This is a genomic window from Streptomyces sp. 8L, from assembly GCF_020176795.1.
In the GTDB taxonomy this organism is placed as follows: domain Bacteria; phylum Actinomycetota; class Actinomycetes; order Streptomycetales; family Streptomycetaceae; genus Streptomyces.
On record NZ_JAIUKE010000039.1, the window covers coordinates 9,192 to 32,766 of the forward strand.

A 23,575-nucleotide genomic window follows, 5' to 3' on the forward strand; every position below is an offset into this window, starting at 1 on the left:
CCCGGCCCGCCGGCGCCCCCCCCCCCCCGCCCGCCCGCGGGGGGGGCGCCCCCGGGGGGGGGCGCCGGCGCGGGGGGGGGGGGGGGGGGGGGCGGCCCCCCCCCCGCTTCCGCGGCCTTGGCGACCGCGTCGACGATCGCGTGGTGGGAGGCTTCTCCGGCGGGCGAGTAGAGCATGTCGGCGAAGGAACCGCCCGTGGCAGAGCGGGCCGTCGACTTCGCGTCGTCCCAGCCACGGGCGGGGCGTCCGGTGACCAGACGACGGTGCCGTCGCCCTCTGCCAGGCACAGCGGAATCATCCACGGGCTCCGCGCGCGGACCGCGGGCACTTGCCCGCCTCCGCCTTCCGCGGCACTGAGCGCATGGGCACACCGACCGACGAGGCATACAGCGAAGAACTGTCCTACCTGGCCGCGTACGCGCACGACGACTGGCTGGGGTTCTCCGTGCTCGTGGGGTCGGTCGGAACGCTGCTCGGCAAAGGGCACACCGCGCGGGAGCAGACGCGGCTGCTCCCGCGGATCGTCGGCGATCTGCTGGCCCGGGGCGCGGCGGCGGGCGATCTCACCGACGATCTCGATCAGCCCTTCGAGGCATGGGGCACCGGCACGGTCGAGACGGTCTCCCGGATCGCAGGGGCCATCGACGGACTCGGCCGGCTGCCCGAGTCCGGGGACGTCTGCTGGTTCACCGTCCCGAACCCGCCCCCTCGGCCTTGACTCTCGGACTGGACCGCGGCCGGCGCCGGTCACCCCAACCGCCGCCGGCGCCCCTGGCCGTGCATCGAAAGGGGTTCCGTGGCGCGACGTGCCCGTCCCACGTGATCAGGCCGCCGCGGGGCCGCTCCAGCCGGTACCGGCGGCCCACCGTTCGGCCGCAGCCATCAACACCTGCGTGGCGGGCGCCTTTATCTGCCCATAGTCTGACAGATCCGGCACGCTCACCGCCAGCCGCTGCTTGAACGCGCCCCACGCCCGACGGGCATCCTCGTCCGCACGCAGATAGTCCCGAAACAGCAGGGCAAAGCGGGCATTGGCTGCGGCGGCCTCCCGCAGGTGGACGTTGCACGGCCTTGCGCCGACCGGCGGCGCGAACACGAGTTTGTGACACCGCTGCCCACCGGAGACTTCGACGTGGTTCCACGGCTCCGGGCGGCACCGGAAGCCGAACACCGCAAGCAGTGTTACGTCCCGGACCTCGTCGATCCCCGTGCTCGACAAGCTCCGCGTCCCTCTCCCGGCCGGCCGTCCCCGCACCCGGCCCGACGCAGTCGCCGGCGACAAGGCGTACTCCTCCCGAGGTAACCGCGCCTACCTGCGAAGACGCAACATCAAGGCGGTCATCCCGGAGAAGAAGGACCAGGCCGCCAACCGGAAGAAGAAGAAGGTCCGCCGGGGCGGCCCGCCTGTCACCCACGACGTCGAGCTCTACAAGGACCGCAACACCGTCGAGCGCCTGATCAACAGGCTCAAGGCATGGCGTGGCATCGCCACCCGCTTCGACAAGACCCCCGAGAGCCACCTCGCCGGACTCCACCTCCGTGCCTCCATGATCTGGATCAACGACCTCACGAGGCCACTCATTGATCACGACTCAATACACGCCCTAGTTGCCGCTGGCATCTTGACGGCCCTCTTCGTCCACACCGAGGAGGTGGACCGCGCCATGGCGGCCCGCGTCGTGCTCACCTCTCCCGAATACTGAGCCCCCGGCTCCCGACGAAGGGCCCTTCCATCGGCGCCTGTTCCCTTCGTTCGCCGGGCCGTGCGACAGGCCGCATCAGGACCACGATCCCGCAGGGCATCGGCTGGAAGCCAAGCGCTCGACAACCGGCGTCGGTGTCTTGGCAGAGGAGAGGCCGACGAACCGTACTGCCGTATGGAGCCGAAGGCGCCCGTGAGTCGTCGGAGGCCCCTGAGACATTTCTGGGACTTCCAGCCCTATCAACCGGCACGAGCGTGAAAGAACCGAAGGACCATTCGCGCAGGTCAGCGAACATTGCGCGGCCATCACAGCAGGTCACGGCATTCGCTGGTCTCTTCCGCGACATCTGACACGCCATGCAGCGCAAGAGGATCAGCTCCTCGCGGGCGCTGCCTCGAAGGTTCAAACAGCCGTCTGACTCTGCCGTCACCCCAGGAATATCGAAAGTTGTTGCCACACACCGCCCCGGAGGGGACGTTCGGCCAGCCTCCGGCCTGCGGAGAACAGGACCTGACGACCCATCGGTTATCAAGATCAACGAGCGTCAAGATACCTCTGGGAGCGTCATTTTAGCGTCAAGATATCGCCCGTAACGCACATGGCGCACATGGCGCACATCATGCGCACCCGCTAAAGCAGCAGGTCAGTGGCCTTTGTGACAGGTTCGAGGATCGCGATGCACTCCACATGGTGGGTCATCGGAAAGATGCCGGCCGGGACAAGTCACGAAAAAGACCAGGTCAGAGGCAGTATATCCGCTCTCTGTCCGGGCGTGCGAAGGCCCAGAGCGTCAAACGACCGTCACGACCGACGATCCGTCGGATGCGGCATGGCAGTATCGTCAACGTCTCGTCCACCGCCGGGATTACGGGTGATGCCGATATCGTCGCCTGTACCGCGACGAAGTGGGCAGTTCGCGGACTGGCCAGGTCACTCGCGAATGAGGTGCCGCTTCCAGCGGCATCCGGGTCAACTGCCTCATCCCGGGCTTGATCGACACTGCCATTGGCCGCGGCCAACGGCTCTGCGACCAATGAGTCGATCCTTGCGCGGACCTTCCTCAAGCGTATGGGGCGATCGGACGAGGCTGCACCGACGACGCTGTTCCTCGCGTCCGACTACGCGTCCTACATCACTGGCACCGAGTTGGTCGTCGACGGCGGCCTGCCCGTACGAGATCGGTCGGCAGAGCGAAGGGCCTTGCCACGCATGTGTGACATCTGCGTCTGTTGCCCGTCTGGGTCGCCGTGTGACATTCTGCCGGCCGCCGGTCATGATGCTCACCCCGACGCACATCGCCCGCCCCAGGTGTTGGTCCAGGAATCGCTCCCAGGCTGCCTTGTGCGCAGTACAGCTTGCCGCCGTGCACGGCCGCGCCAGGCGGCAGGGCAGTGCGTACGCCCTGAAAGCCGCTGCCGACATTATTGTCGTAACCGGCCCAGAACAGTGCGTTAGTGGTTGCGTCAGAGTAGAGGATGCCAAGGGTGCCGTTGTAGGAGATGCCGACAGGCGGAGCGGCGATGTCGCGCTGGCACGATCAAGGGCAGCGCGCCCGCCACCACCAGCCGCGGGTTGGCCGGCCGTGCTCCCCCGCGACATCGCGAGGAGCCCCGCGGAGCGGGCCAGGCGGGCTACGGAGCCGCGCTGCCGCCCGGGACGTCTCGACACATGCGGAGTAAGGAGCGGCGGGCCTGTATCGAGTGATGATCAATCGATGGTCCGAGTGCGGTGCTTGATTTCCATCGAGGCACGCAGACAGGCTGGCGAGGTGGGGAGATGAGGCCGCTGGCCGGCCCGAGGGGCACCAGCAGGAGCAGGAGCAGCGGCGTGGACGGCCGCGTGACGAAGAACAGCAATGCCCCGAGCCCACCATCTGGACGAGCTGGCCCATCACCATCGGCGGCCTTGGCCCGAAGCGGCGGGACAGCCGTGGCCCCGTCAGGACACGGAGATGAACACCGCCATCGGCACGAACACGAGACCGGTGACGAGCACGGACTTCCCGAGGATCTGCCGGAAGTACAGGTTCAGCACGAACACCATGCCGTAGAAGGCCATGTTGATGGTCAGCCCGTAGCAGTCGTCAGCGAGCCGGACCGCGACCGGAAGAGGCTCAGCGGCACCACCGGGTGCCGGGCCCGGCACTCCACGTACAGGAACGTGGCGGCCGCGACCAGGAACAGCAGCAGCCGTAACGCTATGGGCAGGGGCCGCGCCAGGCCGCCCTTGCCAGCCTCCGTCACTGCGAACACGAGGAGCACGAGCGCGGCCGGCGGCGTGAGCTGGCCCGTCAGGGATTCAGATGGGACCTGACATTGGGCCACTCCGACCGGCCGACATCACACCACTCGTCCGCACAATTACCAAATCATGGATCCGAAAAGGCCGACCGTCAGCCGTGGTTGAAGAAGCCGGCGCCGACCTTGCGGCCCAGCCGGCCCAGTTTGGTCAGCTCGGTGAGCATGGTGGTCGGCTTCACGTCCGGATCGTGGTTGACCCCGTGCAACCGCTGCTGGATGGCCTCGCTGACGTCCAGTCCGATCACGTCCATCAGCGCGAACGGTCCCAGCGGCCAACCAAGGCCGCTCTCCACCGCGCAGTCGATGTCCTCGATGGTCGCAGCCCCGCTCTCGACCAGCAGCACGGCGTCGTTGAGGTACGGGAACAGCAGGTAGTTCACGATGAAGCCGGCCCGGTCGGAGCAGTCGACCGTGGTCTTGCCCAACGTCCGGGCCAACAGGTGCGCGGTGGCCAGCACATCGTCATCGGTGAACTCGGTGCGGCATACCTCGACCAGGCCCATCGCCGGCGCGGGGTTGAAGAAGTGCATGCCCACCACGTCGCCGCGCCGCGCGGTGGCCTCGGCGCAGCCGGTGACCGACAGGCTGGAGGTGGTGGTGGTCAGGATCGCGCCCGGACGGCACACCTGGTCGAGCTTGCCGAAGATCTCCGCCTTGACGTCGTCGTCCTCGGCCACGGCCTCCATCACCACGTCCCGGTCGCCTAGATCCGTGAACGTCGACGACGGGCACAACCGGGCCAGCGCGGCGCGCCGCTGGTCCGGAACGATCTGGCCACGGCGCACGGCACGGGCCATGGCGGCGTCGATCGCCTCTATCGCGACCTCGGCCTTCTCATGGGAGCGGGCCAGCAGGATCGTGTCCAGGCCGCCGAGCGCCGCCACCTGCGCGATGCCACGCGCCATGGTGCCCGAGCCGACCAGGGCGACCTTGCCGATCTGCCGTGGCTCGGCCTCGCCAGCCAGCCTCGAGCCCTGGGCGGAGATCACGGCACCGGACGGCTCGTACTCGTACACGCCCTTGCCGACCTTGCGGCCCAACTCCTGACGCCGCACCATCGCGGTCAGCAACGGGACGGGCGTGTGCGCGGCCCGGCCGGTACGCCGGTACAGGTCGGCCAGTTCGCGCTCGACGACGTCCAGGCCGATGCGGTCCAGCAGGGTCAGCGGGCCGGCCGGCAGGCCGCACCCCAGTCGCATCGCCGTGTCGATGTCCTCACGGGTGGCGTAGCCGGCCTCGTACAGCGCGAACGAGCGGTTCAGGTACGTCAGCAGCAGATCACGAGCGTGCTGGCGGGCAGGGCCAAAAGTCCGCTCCTCCAACGCGAGCCGGTTCAGCAGAGTCTTGAGCGTGCCGACGGTGTCCTTGTCGGACATGGTGGTCGACACCACCTCGAAGCCGCTGCCGGCCACCGGCGGCGTCAGGAATCGCAGGCCCACCAACCTGGTCGGCCGGCCGGACGCCGTCGCCAGCGCGGACAGCGACAACGACGCCGTGGTCGAGACCACGACCACGTCCGTCGCACAGACCGAGGCGACGGCGCGCAGCGCCGCTCCCTTGACCTCCGCGTCCTCGGTCACGGCCTCGATCACCACGTAGCAGGCCGACAGCGCGCCGATCTCCGTCGTCGCCGGCACCGACCGGTCCTGCGCGCGGTGCACCGCGGCCGCGTCGGCGTCGACGGCGACGACCGAGATGCCGGCCGCGGTGAGCAGTTCGGCGAAGGCAAGACCGAGCGAACCGAGTCCGACCACGCCGACGGTGACATTGGTTTCAGTCATGGGAATCCCCTTCAGGGATGGGCAGTGCGGAACCGGGTGAGCTGCGGAAGAAGACGCTCGCGCATATCCCTGTCCTGGACGCCCTGGTCCGGGCCGGGAGCCAGGCACAGCACGCCGACCTTGCCGTCGTGCCGGTTGGCGTGCACCTTGCTGACGGCCTGGCCGACGTCGTTCAGCGCGTACACAGTGGACAGCGTCGGGTGCACCATGCCTCTCGCGATCAGCCGGTTGGCCTCCCACGCCTCGCGATAGTTTGCGAAGTGCGTGCCGACGATGCGCTTGAGCCGCATCCACAGGTGCCGGTTGTCGTAGGTGTGCTCGTAGCCCGAGGTCGACGCACAGGTCACGATGGTGCCGCCGCGCCGCGCCGCGTAGACGCTGGCGCCGAAGGTCTCCCGCCCCGGATGCTCGAACACGATATCGGGATCCTCGCCGCCGGTCAGCTCACGCACCATGCCCCCGAACCGCTTCCACTCCCGGGGGTTCTGGGTGTGCTCGTCGGACCAGAACCGCAGGTCCGCCGACGACCGGTCGATGACCAGCTCGGCGCCCATGGATCGGACCAGTTCGGCCTTGCGTGGGCTGGAGACCACGCAGACCGGGATGCCGCCACCGTTGAGCACCAGCTGGGTGGCGTAGGAGCCCAGGCCGCCGGCCGCGCCCCAGATCAGCACCACGTCGCCCTGCTTCATGTCCGCGCCGTTGCGGGAGACCAGCTGCCGGTAGGCCGTGGAGTGCACCAGGCCCGAACAGGCGGCCTCCTCCCAGGTCAGATGCTTTGGCTTGGGCATCAGCTGGTTGGCCTTGACGAGGGCCAGCTCGCCCAGGCCGCCGTAGTTGGTCTCGAAACCCCAGATCCGCTGCTCCGGATCGAGCATCGAGTCGTCGTGCCCGTCCGGAGCGGTCAGTTCCACGTTCAGGCAGTGGGCGACGACCCGGTCACCCGGTTTGACCGTGCGGACCGCGGCGCCGGTGCGCAGCACCACGCCGCTCAGGTCGGACCCCACCACGTGGAACGGCTGGTCGTGCTTGGTCGCGCCGGGCACGGTCTTGGCGTACCGCTGCAGGAAACCGAAGGTCGGCACCGGTTCGAAGATCGACGTCCAGACCGTGTTGTAGTTGACGCTACTGGCCATCACGGCGACCAGGACCTCGTCCGGCCCGATCTCGGGCGTAGCCACCTGCTGGATGTGCAGCGCCTTGGCCGGGGTCTTGTCCCGCGTGGCCATGCCGTCGAACATCTCCGACTCGGCCGCCAGCACCACGGCGCCCCGGTAGCTCTCCGGCACCGACAGCGCGCCGATGTCCTCGGACGAGGCATCCTCGGAAAGTATTGCTTCGACTATGTTCCTCACAGTGCTTCCTCACGGGAAATCAAGACCGACCGCGGCAAGTCGCGCGGACCGTCGCAAGCTGTACCCGACCGTTGTCGCCGACAGGCGGCGGCTCGAACCGTCAGTGGAGATGCGGAGCCGTTTCGTGGCAACGGGTTCACCAGACGACGGGCAGCTCGTGCAGGCCCCAGGCCAACGCCCGGAACTTGAACGGCAGGTCGGTGAACTCGGTGGCCAGCCTCAGGTTCGGCAACCGGCGGAACAGCGTGGTGAACACGACGTCCAGCTCCACCCGGGCGAGGTTCTGCCCCATGCACTGGTGGATGCCGTGGCTGAAGGCCATGTGGTTGCGGGCGTTGCGGCGAACGTCGATCCGGTTCGGGTCGGGGAACTCCCGGCCGTCGCGGGCCACCGTGTTCAGCGCGACGATCATGCCCTCGCCCTCGGCGATCAGCTTGTCGCCCAGCTGGATGTCGGCGGTGGCCACCCGGGTGGTTGCGGTGGCCGTGCTGAAGATACGCAGGAACTCCTCGACCGCCGACGGCATCAGCTCCGGGTGTGCCTTCAGCAGTGCGAGCTGCTCCGGGTCGTTGAGCATGGTCGCAGTGCCCAGCGAGATCACATTCCCGGTGGTCTCGTGCCCACCGACCAGCAGCAGCAGGCCGAGCGCGACCAGCTCCTCGTGGTCGAACGCCTCGGCCTCCCGGTTGGCCACGATGAGCCGGGACAGCAGGTTGTCGCCGGGTTCCCGCTCCATCTGGCTGATCAGGACCTCGAAGTAGGCCAGCAGCTCGTCGACGGCCTTGGCCTGCACCTGCGGCGAGACGTCCCGCTGCAACTGAAGCAGGGTCCGCTCCTGGAAGAACTCGTGGTCGGCGTAGGGCACGCCCAGCAGCCGGCAGATGACCAGTGACGGCACCGACAGCGCGAGGTGCTTGACCAGGTCGACCGGCGGCTCCAGCTCGACGAACGCGTCCAGCTCGGAGTCCACGATCCGCTGGATCTCCGGGCGCATCTGCTGCGCCTTGCGCACGGTGAACTCGGTGATCAGCATCCGCCGGCGCACGGTGTGCAGCGGCGGGTCGTCGCCGAGCAGGATCTGGGTCCAGCGGGCCAACTGGGCCACCACCGCGTCCGGATTGCTGACTGGGTAGGGAAAACTGGGGTGGTGCCGGTTCACGCTCGTGTCGGGGTGGCTGAGCAGGTACCGGGCCTCGGCGTGTCCCGTGATCAGCCACGTGGTCCGGCCCGAGGGCAGCACGACCTTCGCGACCGGGTGCGTCGCCTGCAGCTCACGGTAGGCGGCCGGCGGGTCCAGCGGACACTTGGGATCACGCATCTGCGGATAGGACAACAGGTCCTGGGCATGGGTTTCGGTCACGGGACGCTACTCCTGGTCGTGGTGGTCGCGGTTCGACTGGCACGCTAATCGCGGGGACGGGCGGTGAGCAGCAGCCGTCGGTCACTGCTCGCCCACTGCCCGCCCATCGCGGTCACACCGACACCGGCACGTACTCCTCGGCCGGCTGTTGCTGGGGATGGACCAGGCTCAGCAGCGGTCCGGCCATCGCCGTGGTGACCACGGCCATCACCACCATCAGCGAGTACAGGTCCTTGTCGAGCACGCCGAGCTGGAGCCCGATGCTGAGGATGATCAGTTCGGTCAGGCCCCTGGTGTTCATCAGCGTGCCGAGCACGGCCGAGTCCCGCGCCGGCAGGCCGCTGAGCCGGCTGCCGGTGAACGCGCCCACGAACTTGCCGCTGATGGCCACCACCAGGATCAGTGCCAGGGCCAGCAGCCCGGACGCGTCGAGTTGGGACAGGTCCACGTTGAAGCCAGCGACGATGAAGTACACCGGCAGCAGCAGGACCGCGTTGACCTGGCCCACCTGCTGGATGATGTCCTTGCGCAGCTTGTCGGCGCCCTCGCGCGGGATGATGATGCCGAACAGGAACGCGCCGAAGATGAAGTGCAGGCCCATCCACTCGGTCAGGGCGCCGGAGACCAGCAGGCCGGCCAGCACCGTTGCCAGCACGCCCAGCGACAGGCCGTGCCACTCGTACCGGGCGATCAGCTTGCGCAGCAGTGGACGGACGACGAAGAACATCACCGCCACATACGGGATCAGACCCAGGATCAGCAGTTGGCTGCCGGTGCCGGAACCGCTGATCGCCACCACCGTGGCCAGCAGGCACCACGCCAGTACGTCGCCGATGGCTGCCGAGGCCAGCGCGATGGTGCCCAGCCTGGTCTTCTGCAGGCCTCGGTCGCTGAGGATGCGGGCCAGTACCGGGAACGCGGTCACCGACATGGCCGCGCCGAGGAACAGCACGAACGCCAGCTCGTTGGTGGTCCGGTGGTCCTGGTAGAGGTAGGTGGCCAGTGCCGTACCCAGGCCGAACGGCAGCGCGATGGACAGCGTCGAGACGAGTACCGCGGTCCGGCCTTCGCCCTTGATAAGGGTTCGGTCCAGCTCCAGGCCGATGATGAACATGAAGACCGCGACCCCGACGTTGGCCAGCGCGCTCAGGGACGGGCGGCTGGGCACCGGAAACAGGGTGTCGGAGATGGCCCCGTGCCACAGGGTCGGTCCGACGATGATGCCGGCGAGCACCTCGCCGATCACTGCGGGCTGCCCGATCCTGATGGCCAGCAGGCCCAGCACCCGGGCCAGCACGAGGATCAGGGCCAGGTCCAACAACAGCATCACGGTCTGATGGCTGGTCATGGCGTCACCCGTGCAGACGCAGCGGCAGCTTGACCGGGCCTCGGAAGAAGGAGTTCACGATCCACTCGACCGCGTCCGGTTCGACCGCCAGCCGCACGTGCGGGAAGCGCCGGACCAGCTTGCCGATCGCGATCTCCAGCTCCAGCCGGCCCAGCGCGGCGCCGACGCAGTGGTGGATGCCGTGGCCCATGGCCAGCGCGCCGTTGGTCGGGCGGGTGATGTCCAGCCGGTCCGGGTCGGGGAACTTCTCCGGGTCGCGGTTGCCCGACGCCAGTGAGAGCATCACGAACTCGCCCTCGGGGATGACCGTGCCGGCCACCTCGACGGGTTCGGTGGTGAACCGCATGCTGGCCGACAGGCCGGGTCCCTCGAAGCGCAGCAGCTCCTCGACCGCGCCGGTGACCAGCTCCGGGTGCTCGCGCAGCCGGGCCAGCTGGTCGGGGGCCGTCAGCAGCGAGAGCATGCTGTTGGACAGCTGGTTGCTGGTGGTCTCGTGGCCGGCCATCAGCAGCAGCAGAGCCATCGACACCAGCTCGTCCGGGTTGAGCCGGTCCTCGTCGGCGCTGACCTGCACCAGCGCGGTCAGCAGGTCCTCGCCCGGCGTGTCCCTCTTGGCCTCGCACAGCCGGCGCAGGTAGCCGACCACGTCCTGGTATGCCCGGCCCAACTCGGCCGGCTCGGCCTTGCCGCCGTAAAGCGTGTCGGCCCAGGCGAAGAAGTCCATCCGGTCGGCGTGGGGCACGCCGAGCAGCTCGCCGATGACGGCGATGGGCAGCCGCAGCGACAGCGTCGCGGCCAGGTCGACCTCGCCTTCCACCTGGTCCTGGGCGGCTATCTCGTCGAGCATCTCGTCCACGATCTGCTCGATGCGGGGCCGCAGCTGCTCCACCCGGCGGCCGGTGAACTCCCGGCCGACCAGGTTACGCAGCCGGGTGTGGTCGGGCGGGTCGCTGTTGACCATGTTGGTGGTCAGGCCGGCCGGGAAGCCGGTGGCGTTGCCGGTGACCTTGCTGTGCCTGGCCATCAGCTCGCCGATCCGGCTGCCGTCCTTGGCCAGCCGGGAATCGGCCAGCAGCCGGCGCACGTCCGCGTAGCGGGTCACCAGCCAGGTGTTCAGACCGCGGTAGGTCGTGACCCGGCGGACCGGCGCCTCCTCGCGAAGGCGGGCGAAGATCGGGTACGGGTCGCGGTTGAACTCCGGGCCGTAGATTTCGTCGGGCAGGGTCTGAGTGCTCGTCACGGAAGTCGCTTCCTCACGCGCCGGCGCGGCGGCCGGTGTAGACATCGATCTTGATCCAGGCGTCGTCGTCCTGGTTACGCACGTAGGAGTCGGCCACCACGGTGGACTCGTCCACGATCCGAAACACGTCCCGGACCGTCTTGTGCCGGCCCAGTTCCACCACCGTGTATCGCCCTGTAACGGTGAACTCGCCCTCCACCCAGCCCGGCGAGGTGCCGGCGCCCTGGCTGCCGGAGTCGGCTACGTAGTAGACATCGAACTCCTCGTCCAGCGGGTTCCAGCCGAACGTCCAGCGCCCGATCCCGCCGCCGGCGAAGCTCACCGCCACGTCGACGTACTTGCCGTTCAGCGACGGCGAACCGTGCCACGTCATCCGGGCCGGCTCGCCGCCGCCCGCCGGCGGCCGGCCGACATACTCGTTGTGCCCCAACAGGAAGTCGAGTTGCTTCAGCTGCTCGGTACTCATAACAGTGGATCTCCTTGTCGGGTCAGAGCACCCGCGCCAGCCAGTCGTGCACGGCCGATGCGGTCGACTCCGGGTGCTTGGACATCATCGAGAAGTGGTTGCCGGGCACGTCGGCGGTGTAGTGGTAGGTACCGTCGGTGACTTCCTGGACGTGCTCCGGCTTGGGCGTGCCGTTCATGTACTCCCGGGCCCGCACCAGCAGCGTCGGCACGTCGATCGGTTGGGGCTTCCACTCGTCGAACATGCCGAGGTAGCCGCCCATCGCCACCAGCTGGTGCCCAAGCGGCGCGGCGCCGCTGTCCTCGGACATCAGGTCGTGCCGCTTGGCCTGGGCGCGCATGAAGTCGCGCTGCACCTCCACCACGAGGTCGCCCGGCCAGTACGTGTCCAGCATGGCCACCGCGGCCGGCGGCCGGCCGATCCCGCACAGGTAGCTGGCCACGCCGTGCGCGATCCAGCCGCCCGAGGAGTGGCCGACCAGCACGACCGGGTCGATGCCGGCCTCCTCCAGCACGGCGTCGCCGTACACGCGGAACAGCGACTCCATGTCGGCCGGCACCGGCTGGCCCTCGCTGAAGCCCAGCGGCCACAGCGCCGAGACGTCACGGGGCTCGGGCAGCCCGGTGGCGAACAACGAGTAGGCGGTGTCCAGCATCGGGGCAATCGGCGGCACCATGCACATCAGCTGCGGCCGGAGGTGGCCGCCGGCCAACTGCACGATTTTCGGCCGGCCGGCAGACTCGGCGTCAGTGAACGAGGGCAGCAGCTTGGCCGCCGCGGTCAGCATCCGCATGCCGTCGTCGGCGCGCCCCTCGGCCACCGCGTTGAGGTAGAGGTTGACGATCACGTCGTCGTTGGCGTGCCCGCCGGCGGTGGGTTCGCCGGCCGGGGTCGGCGTCTCCTCGCCGTCCGGGATCTCCAGCTCGGAGACCAGGTGCTCGGTCAGCTCGTCCACCGTCGGGTAGTCGAAGACCGTGGTGACCCGCAGCCGAATGCCAGTGGTGGCGTTGATCCGGTTGCGCAGCTCGACTGCGGTCAGCGAGTCGAAGCCCAGCTCGCGGAAGGTGTCATCAATGCCGACGGCGTCGGGTCCTGGGTATCCCAGCACCACGGCGACCTCGGTCCGCACCACATCGGCCAACGCCTGCCGACGGTCCTTTTCGGACAGTCGGCTCAGCTGCCTGAGCAAGCCCGACGGCGCGGCGCCGTCGGGCCCCCCCCCCCCCCCGGGGGGGCCGGGGCGGGGGGGGGGCCCCCCGCCCCCCCCCCCCCCCCCCCCCGCCCCGGGGGGCCCGGGCCCCGGGGCCCCGCCCCCCCCCCCCCCCCCCCGCGGGCCCCCCCCCCCCCCCCGCCCCGCGCTCCGCGGTGCGCCGGGTCCGGATGGGGACCAGGCCTCGCAGCAGGGCCGGCACGCCGCCGTCGGTCATCCGGGAGGCATGGGGGTCCAGCCTGATGGGGATCGTGACGGCCTCGTCCAGTTCGAGGCTTGTGTCGAACAGGGCCATGCCCTCCTCGAAGCTGAGCGGGGTGATGCCGCCCCTGGTCATCCGGGACCGGTCGGACTCGCCGACGGTGCCGGACATCTCGCTGACCTGGCCCCAGTAGCCCCAGGCGAGGGAGACCGCCGGCAGCCCGTTGGCGTGCCGCCACTGGGCGAAGGCGTCCTCGAACGTGTTGGCCGCGTTGTAACCGCCCTGTCCGGCGGTGCCGATGACGCCGGCCGCCGACGAGTACAGCGCGAACACGGCCAGGTCGGCGTCGGCGGTCAGCTCGTGCAGGTTGAGCGTGCCGTCGACCTTGGGCAGCAGCGCGTTGTCGACCTGGTCGGCAGTCAGCGAGCCGATCAGGCCGTCGTCGAGGGCACCTGCCGTGTGCACGACACCGGTCAGCGGGTGCTCGGCGGGAACCGCCGCGATGACTTCCTTCAGCGACTCCCGGTCGGCGACATCGCAAGCGGCGACCGTGACCGACGTGCCGGCAGCCGTCAGCTCGGCGACCAGCTCGGCGGGCGCGCCGCGACGGCTGAGCAGTATGAGGTTGCGCATGCCCTGCGCGACCAAGTGTCGGGCGGCCAGGCCGCCGAGCATGCCGGACGCACCCGTGACGAGCACCGTCTGTTGTGGATCCATCGTGCGCGGCATCCGCAGCACGACCTTGCCGATGTGCTTGGCCTGCGACATGAACCGGAACGCCTCCTGTGCCCGGCGGACGTCCCAGGACCGCACCGGGGGCGGCACGAGCGTGCCGTCCCCGAACAACACGACCAGTTCGCGCAGCATCTCGCCGATCCGGTCGACGCCGGCCTCAAGCAGCTGGAACGCCTGGTAGCTCACGTGCAGGTTGGACGCGGCGATCGCCTCGGGCTCGCGCACGTCTGCCAAACCCATCTCGATGAACCGGCCGCCGCGCGGCATCAGCGCCAGCGAGGCGTCCACGAACTCGCCGGTCAGCGCATTCAGCACCACGTCGATCTCGGGGAACGCCTGCTTGAAGTCCAGCGTCCGGGAGGAAGCGATGTGGTCATCGTCGATGCCCATGGCCCGCAACGCGGCCCACTTGGCCGGGCTGGCGGTGGCGTACACCTCGGCTCCAAAGTACTGAGCCAACTGCACCGCAGCCATGCCCACACCACCGGCCGCCGCGTGGATCAGCACCTTCTCCCCCGCCTTCAGACCGGCCAGGTCGTGCAGGCCGTACAGGGCGGTCAGGAAGGCCACCGGCATCGCGGCCGACTGCTCGAACGTCCAGCCGGCTGGGATGTGCACCAGGCCACGCCGGTCGGCGACGACGGTCGGACCGAACGCGCCGCCGAAGACGCCGGTCACCCGGTCGCCGACGGACAGTCCGGTCACTCCGGGGCCGACCTCCACGACCACGCCGGCGCCCTCGCCGCCGAGGTCGGGATGCCCCGGGTACATGCCCAGGGTCATCAGCACATCGCGAAAGTTGACGCCACCGGCTCGCACCGCGACGCGAACGTGGCCGTCCAGCAACGGCTCGGCGGCTTCCGGCGCCGGGATCAGCACCAGGTTCTCCAGGGTGCCGGCTTCAGTGACGCCCAGCCGCCACGGGCCGGCGGCCGGCGGTTCAAGCTGGTCGTTCAGCGGCGTCCGGGCCAGCCGCGCCACCGTGACGGCGCCGTCCCGGATAGCCACCTGCGGCTCGTCCGCCTCGATCGCCGCCGTCACGGTGCTGGGCAGGATGTCCTTGCTGGCCTTGGTGTCATCGATGTCGATCAGCACCAGGCGACCGGGGTTCTCGGTCTGCGCCGACCGCAACAGGCCCCACACCGGAGCCTGCGTCAGGTCGGGGGTCTCGCCGCCGTGCAGGGCCTGGGCACCGACGCTGACGAGCACGAACCGGGAGGCGGCGAACTGGTCGTTGGCCAGCCAGTCCTTGACGACGTCGAGAACCTCGCCGGTGACCCGACGCACCTCGGCGGGCACGTCCGCTGCGGCCGGGGCGGCGATCCCGTCCAGCGGCAGCAACACGACGTCCGGCGCGGCACCGCCACCGGTCATGAACTCGCCGATTGCGGACAACTCCGGGTACAGGCGCATCGCGGTGTCGGACTCGCCGATCGCCCGCAGGACCGGGGTGTCGCCCAGACCCGCCCACCGGCCCTCACCAACCCGCGTGTTGGTGACCGCGAATGGCGCCCACTCCTGGCGGAACAGTGACCGGTGCCCGCCGGTCTGCCGTCGGCTCATCGCCTGGGTCAGCCGGCTCGGGTCGACCTCGCGGGACACGATGGCATCGGCGGTCAGCACCAGCCGGCCGCCGGCGTCGAACAGGGCCACGGCCACCGAGTCGTCGGCCACCCGGGACAGCCGCCCCCGGACCGCCGTGGCACCGGAGGCGTGCAACTGCACCCCGGACCACGTGAACGGCAACCGCGTCGCGCCGGCAGAGTCCATTGTGGACAGCAACGTCGCGTGCAGCGCGGCGTCCAGCAGGGCCGGATGGATGCCGAATCGGGCGGCGTCGGCGTGGCCCGGGTCGGGCAGTACCGCCTCGGCGTACAGATCGGCCCCCTGCCGCCAGGCGGCGGTCATACCTTGGAAGACCGGTCCCCAGCCGTAACCGCGGGCAGTGAACTTCTCGTACACGCCCTCGACGCCTATCGGTTCGGCACCGGCCGGCGGCCACTGCGTGAGCTGCTCGGCGGCCATGGTGTCGCCCTGAGCCAGCAAACCCGTGGCGTGGCAGGTCCAGTCGTCGTCCAGGTCGTGGGTGAGGTCGTCCGGCCGGGAGTAGACGCTGAGCCGGCGGGTGCCGTCCTCCTGGGGCGCGCCGACCACGACCTGCAACGACACACCACCAGTGGCCGGCAGCAGCAGCGGTGCCTGGAAGGTCAGGTCCTCGACCCGGTCCCAGCCGACCTGGTCGCCCGCGCGGAAGGCCAACTCCAGCAATGCGGTGCCGGGTACCAGAACCGTGCCGGCAACCGTGTGGTCGGCCAGCCAGGGGTGGGTGCGCACCGACAGCCGTCCGGTGAACAGCACGCCCCCGGTCTCCGGCAGCGCGATGGAGGCGCCCAGCAGCGGGTGGCCGGCGGCGACCAGACCGATCGAGGCGGCATCCCCGGCCGGGTTGGAGTCCTCCAGCCAGAAGCTGTCATGCTGGAAGGCATAGGTGGGCAGGTCCACGACTTTCGCGCCGGGGAACATCTTGGCCCAGTCGACGCTCACGCCGTGCACGTAGGCCTGGGCCATGGCCAGCAGGAACCGGTCCATGCCGCCCTCGTCCCGGCGCAGCGTGCCCCAGGTGGCGGCGTCGGCGCCGAGGTCGTCGATCACGTCCTGGAGGCCGACCACCAGCGCCGGGTGCGGGCTGATCTCCAGCAGCAGCGGGAAACCCTGCTCCAGCGCGGTTCGTGCGGCGCCCTCGAAGCGGACGGTGTGCCGCACGTTGCTGTACCAGTGTTCCACGCCCAGCTCGCCGGTCCGCTCGCGGCGGCCGGTAACTGTGGAGAAGAACGGCACGGTGGAATCGACCGGGACCAGCGTGCTCAGCATCTCCAGCATCTGCTGGCCGACGGTGTCCACCTGCACCGAGTGGCCGGCCAGGAACACCGGGATGCGGCGGGCGGTGACGCCGTCGGCGGTCAGCCGCGTCTCCAGCTCGGCCAGCGCATCGGGTTCGCCGGAGACGACCACGGCGCTCGGGCCGTTCACGGCGGCGATGGAGATCCGGTCGCCGTACGGGCGGACCAGCGGTTCCAGCTCGTCGTGGCTCAGCCGCACCGACATCATGCCGCCGGAGCCGGACAGCGGGGCCAGCATCCGGCTGCGCAGCGCGACCACGCGCGCCGTCTCCTCGCGGGAGACCGCTCCGGCCACGTGCGCGGCGATGATCTCGCCCTGGCTGTGGCCGAGAACCGCGGCCGGATCGACGCCGTACGAGCGCCAGAGCGCGGCCAGCGACACCAGGACCGCGAACAGCACCGGCTGCACCACGTCGACCCGGTCCATCGAAGGTGCGCCGTCGACGCCACGGATGACGTCCAGTGGCGAGAAGTCGATCCACTCGCTGAGCGCGTCGCAGCAGGCCGCGAACTCCTCGGCGAACACCGGTGAGGAGGCCAGCAGTCCGACGGCCATGCCGTCCCACTGGGTGCCCTGGCCGGGGAAGACGAACACGACCCGGCTGTCCCGGCGGGCGGTGCCCTCGACCACGGTGGCCGACGACTCGCCGTCGACCACCGCACGCAGGCCGGCCAGCAGCTCGCCGCGGTTCCGGCCGACGATGACCGCGCGGTGCTCGAAGGCGCTGCGGGTGGTGGCCAGCGACAGACCGACGTCGGCCGCCGACAGGCGTTCGTGCGTCTCCAGGTACCCGAGGAGGCGGGCCGCCTGGCCCTTCAGCGCCGCAGCAGACCGGGCGGACAGAACCCATGGCACGCAAGGGATGTCAGTGGGCTCGGCTGTTTGCTCGGCCGTGCCCTGGGGTGCCTGCTCCAGAATGATGTGGGCGTTGGTGCCGCTGGCGCCGAAGGAGGAGACGGCGACCCGGCGGGGCCGGCCGGTTTCCGGCCACGGGGCGGTTTCGCGCAGCAGGCGCACCATGCCGCCGGCCCATTCGACCTGATCGGTCGGCTCGGTCACGTGCAACGACTTGGGCATCACGCCGTGGCGCAGCATGAGGATGCCCTTGATCACGCCGCCGACACCGGCCGCTGCCTGGGTGTGGCCGATGTTGGACTTCAGCGAGCCCAACCACAGCGGGCGGTCCCGGTCCTGGCCGTAAGTGGCCAGCAGCGCCTGGGCCTCGATCGGATCACCGAGGGCGGTGCCCGTGCCGTGCGCCTCCACGACGTCGACTTCGTTGGCGGACAAGCCTGCGCTGGCCAGCGCCTGGCGGATCACGCGCCGCTGGGCCGGGCCGCTCGGCGCGGTCAGGCCGTTGGACGCTCCGTCCTGGTTGATCGCCGAGCCCCTGACCACGGCCAGCACGCGGTGACCGTTGCGCTGGGCGTCGGACAGCCGCTCCAACACCAGCATGCCGACGCCCTCGGACATCGACGTGCCGTCAGCGCCGGTGTCGAACGGCTTGCACCGGCCGTCGGCCGCCAGCCCGCCCTGCCGGCTGAACTCGATGAGCGTGGATGGAGTGGCCATCACGGTGACACCGCCGGCCAGCGCGAACGTGCTCTCCCCCTGGCGCAGCGACTGCATGGCCAGGTGCAGCGACACCAGCGAGGAGGAGCACGCCGTGTCCACCGACACCGCGGGGCCTTCCAGGCCCAGCAGGTAGGACACGCGGCCGGACGCGACACTTGCGGCCCCGCCGACCAACAGCTGGCCCTCGAAGCCCGCCGGCGCCGCGGGCAGGCGGGAGACGTAGTCGTTGTGCGTGATGCCGGCGAACACACCGACCGAGCCGCCGCGCAGCCCGGCCGGGTCGATGCGGGCGTTCTCCAACGCCTCCCAGCAGGTCTCCAGCAGCAGCCGCTGCTGCGGGTCCATGGTCACGGCCTCGCGCGGGCTGATGCCGAAGAACGCCGGGTCGAACCGGTCCGCACAGTCGACGAAGCCGCACTCGCTGACGTAGGAGGTGCCGACATGCGCGGGGTCCGGGTCGTAGACGGTCTCCAGGTCCCAGCCGGGCCGGTCGGGGAACGTCGAGATGGCGTCCACCTCGTCCAGCACCAGCCGCCACAGGTCGTCGGGGTTCTCCACGCCGCCGGGGAACCGGCAGGCCATGCCAACCACGGCGATCGGTTCGTTGCCGCGCTGCTCGGCCTCGCGCAGGCGCTCGCGGGTCTGGTAGAGCTCGGCCGTGACGCGCTTGAAGTAGTCGAGGAGCTTCGGGTCCTCAGCCATCGCAGTTAACCGCCAATCCAGTTGGGAAAGTCGATGTCCGGGACGTGCTCATCGGCCGAACTCCTTGTCCACGAACGCATAGAGGTCCTCGACACTGGCCGCACGCAGCTGGTCGGCGACCTGGTCGGCCTCGTGCTGGCCGGCGTCGAGCCGGGCGAGCGCGGCCTGCAGCCGCAGCCCGACCGACTCCCGCACCACCGCGTTCCCGCCGAGTTCGGCGAGCGCGGCCTCCATCTGGTCCAGCTTGGCCAGCACCAGCGCGGCCGGGTCGCCCTCGGCCGGGCCGAGCAGTTCGGCCAGGTGGGCGACCAGGCTGACCACCGTCGGGTGGTCGAACACCAGGCTGCTGGGCAGCGCGAGACCGGTTTTGGCAATCAGCCGGTTGCGCAGCTCAACCGCAGCCAGTGAGTCGAACCCCAGGTCGCGGAAAGCCTGTTCGGGGTCGACGGCGCTGTCGTCGGTGTGGCCGAGAGTGCCGGCGACCTCGCGGCGGACCAGCGTCCGCAGCTGCACGATTCGTTCCTCGCCGACCAGGTCGGCCAGCAGCTCCACCCACTCCGCGCCGGTGTTCCCGGACGGCTCGACTGCCGGGGTCATCGCGGTGAACAGCGGGCTCGGGCGGGCGCCGGTGAACAGCGGCTGGAATGTGGCCCAGTCGACGTCGGCGACCGTGACGGTGGCCGACTGGCCGGCGACGGCCGATCGCAGGGCGGCCAGCGCGTCGGCCGTGCTCATCGTGTGCAGCCCGTGCCGGGCGGCCTGCCGGTCGATCTCGTCGCCGGCGCTCATTCCGCCGTCGGCCCACGGACCCCACGCGATCGAGACAGCCGACCCCCCGTCGGCGCGGCGGCGCTCGGCCAGCGCGTCAAGGAAGGCGTTCGCGGGGGCGTACGCCGCGTGGCCCGCGCTGCCCCAGACACCGGCGACGGAAGAGAACAGCACAAAGTGCTCGACGTCGCCGACCAGCCGGTCCAGGTTGCGGGCACCGGCGACCTTGCCGGACAGCACCTCGGCGAAGGTCTCCGGCGTGGTGGCGTCCAGTTCGATGGTCCGGATGGCGCCGGCGGTGTGGAACACCGCCGTCACCGGGTGCTCGCCCAGCAGCGCGGCCAGAGCGTCGGCGTCGGCGACGTCGCAGGCGGCGACCGTGACCCGGCTGCCCAGCGCGGTCAGCTCGGCGGTGAGCGCATCGACGCCGGGCGCGGCGGAACCCGACCGGCTGGTCAGCACCAGGTGCTCCGCACCGAGGCCGGCCAGCCAGCGGGCCACGTGCGAGCCGAGGCCGCCGGTGCCGCCAGTGATCAGCACCGCACCCTTGGTCGTCCACTTTCCACTGTCCTGGGTGGACGGCACGGTGGCCGGAATCAGCCTGCGGCCAAAGGCACCCTTTGCACGGATCACGACCTGGTCCTCATCGCCGGTGCCGGCGAGTACGGCGGCGAGCCGGATGCCGACCCGGCCGCCCAGGACGGAAGGAAGGTCGATCAGGCCGCCCCAGCGGTTCGAGTGCTCCAGCGCGGCGACCCGGCCGAAGCCCCAGACCATCGCCTGGGTCTCGTCGTCGTGGTCGTACACCGACTCGCGGGTGGCCGCCCACAGCGGGGCATCCAGTCCGGCGTCGCCCAGTGCCTGCACGAGCGCGGCAGTGGTGGCCAGCCCGACCGGGACGGCCTCGTGTGCCGACGGGGACTCATCCACGGCGAGCAGGCTGACCACACCGGAGGGCTGACCGGCGGCGGCGAGCAGGGCGGCGAAGGTCTCGCGATCGGTGTCGCCGGCCACCCGCAGCACGTCGACGTCGGCGCAGTGCGGCTTGAGGCTGTCGATGACCGCGTTGGTCCAGTCCTGCTCGGCCGGCGCGACGACCAGCCATGTGCCGACCAGTACGGGATCGGCGGCCGGCTCGGGCAACGCGGCCCAGTCGACCTGATACCGCCAAGCGTCCGTCTTGGACGCGCTTCGTTCGTACTTGCGCAGCAGGGAGTCGTTACGCAGCCAGTAGCGCTCGTGTTGGAAGGCGTAAGTGGGCAGATCGACGGTGGAAGCGCCCTCGAACATCGCCGTCCACTCGATCCCGGCGCCGCGGGTCCACGCCCGGCCGGCCGCGGTGAGCGCGGAGGCGACCTCCGGCCGGCCGGCCCGCAGCGAGGAGATCCACTCGGCGTCCGGGGCACTGTCCTGGCCGGAGCCGGTCAGCACGGCGTCCGGACCGAGTTCGACGAATGTGGTGAAGCCCTGGGCGGCCAACTCCCGGACGCCGTCGGCGAACCGGACGGTCTCCCGCACGTGCCGCACCCAGTAGTCCGGAGTGGACAGTGCTGGTTCACCGAGCTTGCCGGACACCAGGGACAACACGGGAATCAGCGGCTGCTTGAACTCCAGCCCGCCAGCCACCGTGGCGAACTCGTCCAGCATCGGCTTCATCAGCACGGAGTGGAACGCGTGGCTGACCCGCAGTCGCTTGGTGCGGCGACCAGACTGCGCCAACTGCTCGGCTACGGACAACACGCACTGTTCCACGCCGGCCAGCACGACCGAGGTCGGGCCGTTCACGGCGGCGATGTTGACACCGTCGGTCAGCAGCGGGCGGACGTCGTCCTCGGCGGCCTCGACCGCGACCATCGCGCCGCCCTCGGGCAGAGCCTGCATCAGCCGGGCCCTGGCCATGACGAGCTTGCCGGCATCGGCAAGCGAGAGCACACCGGCCACGTGCGCGGCGGCGATCTCGCCGACGGAGTGACCGCCGACCGCGCCGGGCCGCAGCCCCCACGACTCGAACAGCCGGTACAGGGCAACCTCGAAGGCGAACAACGCAGGCTGTGCCCAGCCGGTCTGGTCCAGCGCGCCGCCGGCGCCGAAGACGGCGGCCCGCACGCCCGGGTCGAGCGCTTCGCACGCGGCGTTGAAGGCAGCGGTGTACACCGGGAACGTCTCGTACAGCTCGCGCCCCATACCGGCCCGTTGCGCCCCTTGGCCGGTGAACAACACCGCGAGCCCGCCACCGAGCCGACCACGGGCCAGGTTCGGCGCCGCCCCACCTTCGGCCAGCGCCCGCAGCCCGGCGACCAGCTCGTCCCGGTTCCCGCCCAGCACAACGGCTCGACGGTCAAGCGCGCCACGGGTAGTGGCCAGCGAGTAAGCGATGTCCACATCGGACTGATCGGCAAGCGCAGCCAGCAGGCGCTCGGCCTGTCCGCGTAGCGACTGGTCCGATTTGGCCGACAGCACCCAGGGAATCAAGGCGGGTGCGACGACCTCGGCCGGCGCGGCCTCGACCTCGGGAGCCTCCTCCAGGATGACGTGCGTGTTGGTGCCGCTGGCGCCGAACGAGGAGACCCCCGCGCGGCGGGGCCGGCCGGTCGCCGACCACTCGTCCTGCTCGGTGAGCAGGGCCACGGTGCCGGCCGACCAGTCGACCTCGGTGGTGGGCTTGCCGATGTGCAGCGACTTCGGCAGGACGCCGTGCCGCATGGCCTGGACCATCTTGATGATGCCGGCTATGCCGGCCGCGGCCTGGGTGTGGCCGATATTGGACTTGATCGACCCCAGCCGCAGCGGCCGGCCGGCCGGGCGGTCCTTGCCGTAGACGGAGATCAGTGCCTGGGCCTCGATCGGATCGCCGAGCGAGGTGCCGGTGCCGTGCGCCTCGACCGCGTCCACCTGGGACGGCGCCAGGCCGGCCGACTCCAGGGCCTGCCGGATCACCCGGGCCTGGGCCGGGCCGCTGGGCGCGGTCAGGCCGTTGGAGGCACCGTCCTGGTTCACCGCGCTGCCCCGCACGATCGCCAGCACCTCGTGACCGTTGCGGCGGGCGTCGGACAGCCGCTCCAGGGCCAGCCAGCCGGCCCCTTCGGACATCGACGTGCCGTCCGCGTCGTCGGAGAACGCCTGGCAGCGGGCTTTGGGCGACAGGCCGCGCTGGTGGCTGAACCCGATGTACAGCGTCGGCGTGGTCATCACGGTGATGCCGCCGACCAGCGCGATGGGGCACTCGCCCCGGCGCAGCGCGTGCGCGGCCAGGTGCAGCGCCACCAGGGAGGAGGAGCAGGCCGTGTCCACGGTCATGGACGGGCCCTCGAAGCCGAACACGTAGGACACGCGACCGGACATGATGCTGGCGGTGGCGCCGGTGACGCTGTGGCCGGCCAGGTCGTCGGGCGCGGTGGACAGGCCGATCACGTGGTCCTGGCCGTTGTTGCCGAGGAAGACGCCGGTCCGGCTGCCGCGCAGGGTGGCCGGGTCGATCTTTGCCCGTTCCAGCACCTCCCACGCGGTCTCCAGCAGCAGCCGCTGCTGCGGGTCGGTGGCGACGGCCTCCTTCGGGCTCATGCCGAAGAAGCCCGCGTCGAATTCGGCGACGTCGTCGAGGAAACCGCCCTCCCGCACGTAGGAGCGGCCCGGGCGGCCGGGCTCGGGGTCGTAGATGGCCTCGATGTCCCAGTCCCGGTCGGCCGGGAAGGGCGTGATGGCGTCCGTGCCGGCCGCGACCAGGTCCCACAGCTGCTCCGGCGACGTGACGCCGCCGGGCATCCGGCACGACATGCCGATCACCGCGATCGGCTCGTGCTCGCGCTCCCGGGCCGCGGCCAGCTGCTGCTTGGCCTCCTTGAGGTCGTTGGTCACCCACCGGAGGTAATCGACCAGCTTGTCTTCCTGCGTCGTCATCAGTGATCAATCCTTCGTCGTCGCCAGCCGCT

General features: G+C 70.3%; 14 protein-coding genes and 1 pseudogene. 4 read left to right on the plus strand and 11 right to left on the minus strand.

The genetic code is table 11. The features are described 5' to 3' along the window. Positions 1-361 precede the first annotated feature (361 nt). A complete protein-coding gene (locus tag LCE31_RS05015; RefSeq protein WP_225012742.1) occupies positions 362-718 on the plus strand; it encodes a hypothetical protein in 357 nt (118 codons plus the stop codon). Positions 719-823: 105 nt separating this feature from the next. Here the strand turns inward: LCE31_RS05015 and LCE31_RS05020 are convergent, their stop codons facing one another. Beyond that, positions 824-1,255: a GrpB family protein gene (locus LCE31_RS05020; RefSeq protein WP_225012743.1), complete on the minus strand. Its 432-nt coding sequence runs from the start codon at positions 1,253-1,255 to the stop codon at positions 824-826. On the opposite strand from LCE31_RS05020, the pseudogene LCE31_RS05025 reads away from it, so the two are divergent. From LCE31_RS05025 to LCE31_RS05035, 3 genes and pseudogenes are all read left to right on the plus strand, one after another. Next, positions 1,200-1,574: pseudogene (locus LCE31_RS05025) on the plus strand (transposase); the annotation flags it as partial. The gene LCE31_RS05020 and the pseudogene LCE31_RS05025 sit on opposite strands and share 56 nt — an antisense overlap. 951 nt (positions 1,575-2,525) lie before the next feature. Beyond that, on the plus strand, positions 2,526-2,696 hold the full coding sequence (locus tag LCE31_RS41130; RefSeq protein ID WP_225012744.1) for an SDR family NAD(P)-dependent oxidoreductase: 171 nt from the start codon (positions 2,526-2,528) through the stop codon (positions 2,694-2,696). A 12-nt stretch (positions 2,697-2,708) separates the two neighbouring features. Further along, complete coding sequence (locus LCE31_RS05035) at positions 2,709-3,158, plus strand: SDR family oxidoreductase (protein ID WP_225012745.1); 450 nt, start codon at positions 2,709-2,711, stop codon at positions 3,156-3,158. A gap of 611 nt (positions 3,159-3,769) precedes the next feature. Here the strand turns inward: LCE31_RS05035 and LCE31_RS05040 are convergent. From LCE31_RS05040 to LCE31_RS05085, 10 genes are all read right to left on the minus strand, one after another. Beyond that, positions 3,770-3,955: a hypothetical protein gene (locus LCE31_RS05040; protein WP_225012746.1), complete on the minus strand. Its 186-nt coding sequence runs from the start codon at positions 3,953-3,955 to the stop codon at positions 3,770-3,772. Positions 3,956-4,095: 140 nt separating this feature from the next. Next, entirely contained in the window at positions 4,096-5,784 is a 1,689-nt protein-coding gene (locus LCE31_RS05045) for a 3-hydroxyacyl-CoA dehydrogenase family protein (protein ID WP_225012747.1), read from the minus strand. A gap of 11 nt (positions 5,785-5,795) precedes the next feature. Then, a complete protein-coding gene (gene ccrA / locus LCE31_RS05050; protein ID WP_225012748.1) occupies positions 5,796-7,139 on the minus strand; it encodes a crotonyl-CoA carboxylase/reductase in 1,344 nt (447 codons plus the stop codon). 136 nt (positions 7,140-7,275) lie between these two features. Beyond that, entirely contained in the window at positions 7,276-8,499 is a 1,224-nt protein-coding gene (locus LCE31_RS40760) for a cytochrome P450 (protein ID WP_225012749.1), read from the minus strand. Between the two features lie 112 nt (positions 8,500-8,611). Further along, positions 8,612-9,847 (minus strand): cation:proton antiporter domain-containing protein, encoded by a 1,236-nt coding sequence (locus LCE31_RS05060; protein ID WP_225012750.1) that lies wholly within the window; start codon positions 9,845-9,847, stop codon positions 8,612-8,614. Positions 9,848-9,851: 4 nt separating this feature from the next. Further along, on the minus strand, positions 9,852-11,087 hold the full coding sequence (locus tag LCE31_RS05065; RefSeq protein ID WP_225012751.1) for a cytochrome P450 family protein: 1,236 nt from the start codon (positions 11,085-11,087) through the stop codon (positions 9,852-9,854). 13 nt (positions 11,088-11,100) lie between these two features. Then, complete coding sequence (locus tag LCE31_RS05070; RefSeq protein WP_225012752.1) at positions 11,101-11,553, minus strand: DUF1579 domain-containing protein; 453 nt, start codon at positions 11,551-11,553, stop codon at positions 11,101-11,103. Between the two features lie 22 nt (positions 11,554-11,575). After that, positions 11,576-12,685, minus strand: a complete 1,110-nt coding sequence (locus LCE31_RS05075) for a phosphopantetheine-binding protein (RefSeq protein ID WP_225012757.1) — start codon at positions 12,683-12,685, stop codon at positions 11,576-11,578. Further along, positions 12,624-18,878 (minus strand): type I polyketide synthase, encoded by a 6,255-nt coding sequence (locus LCE31_RS05080; protein ID WP_225012753.1) that lies wholly within the window; start codon positions 18,876-18,878, stop codon positions 12,624-12,626. The genes LCE31_RS05075 and LCE31_RS05080 overlap by 62 nt, the downstream gene beginning before the upstream one ends. A gap of 48 nt (positions 18,879-18,926) precedes the next feature. After that, positions 18,927-23,501 carry a type I polyketide synthase gene (locus tag LCE31_RS05085; protein WP_441349405.1) on the minus strand — a complete coding sequence of 1,525 codons (4,575 nt, stop codon included), beginning with the start codon at positions 23,499-23,501 and terminating at the stop codon, positions 18,927-18,929. Positions 23,502-23,575: the final 74 nt, after the last annotated feature.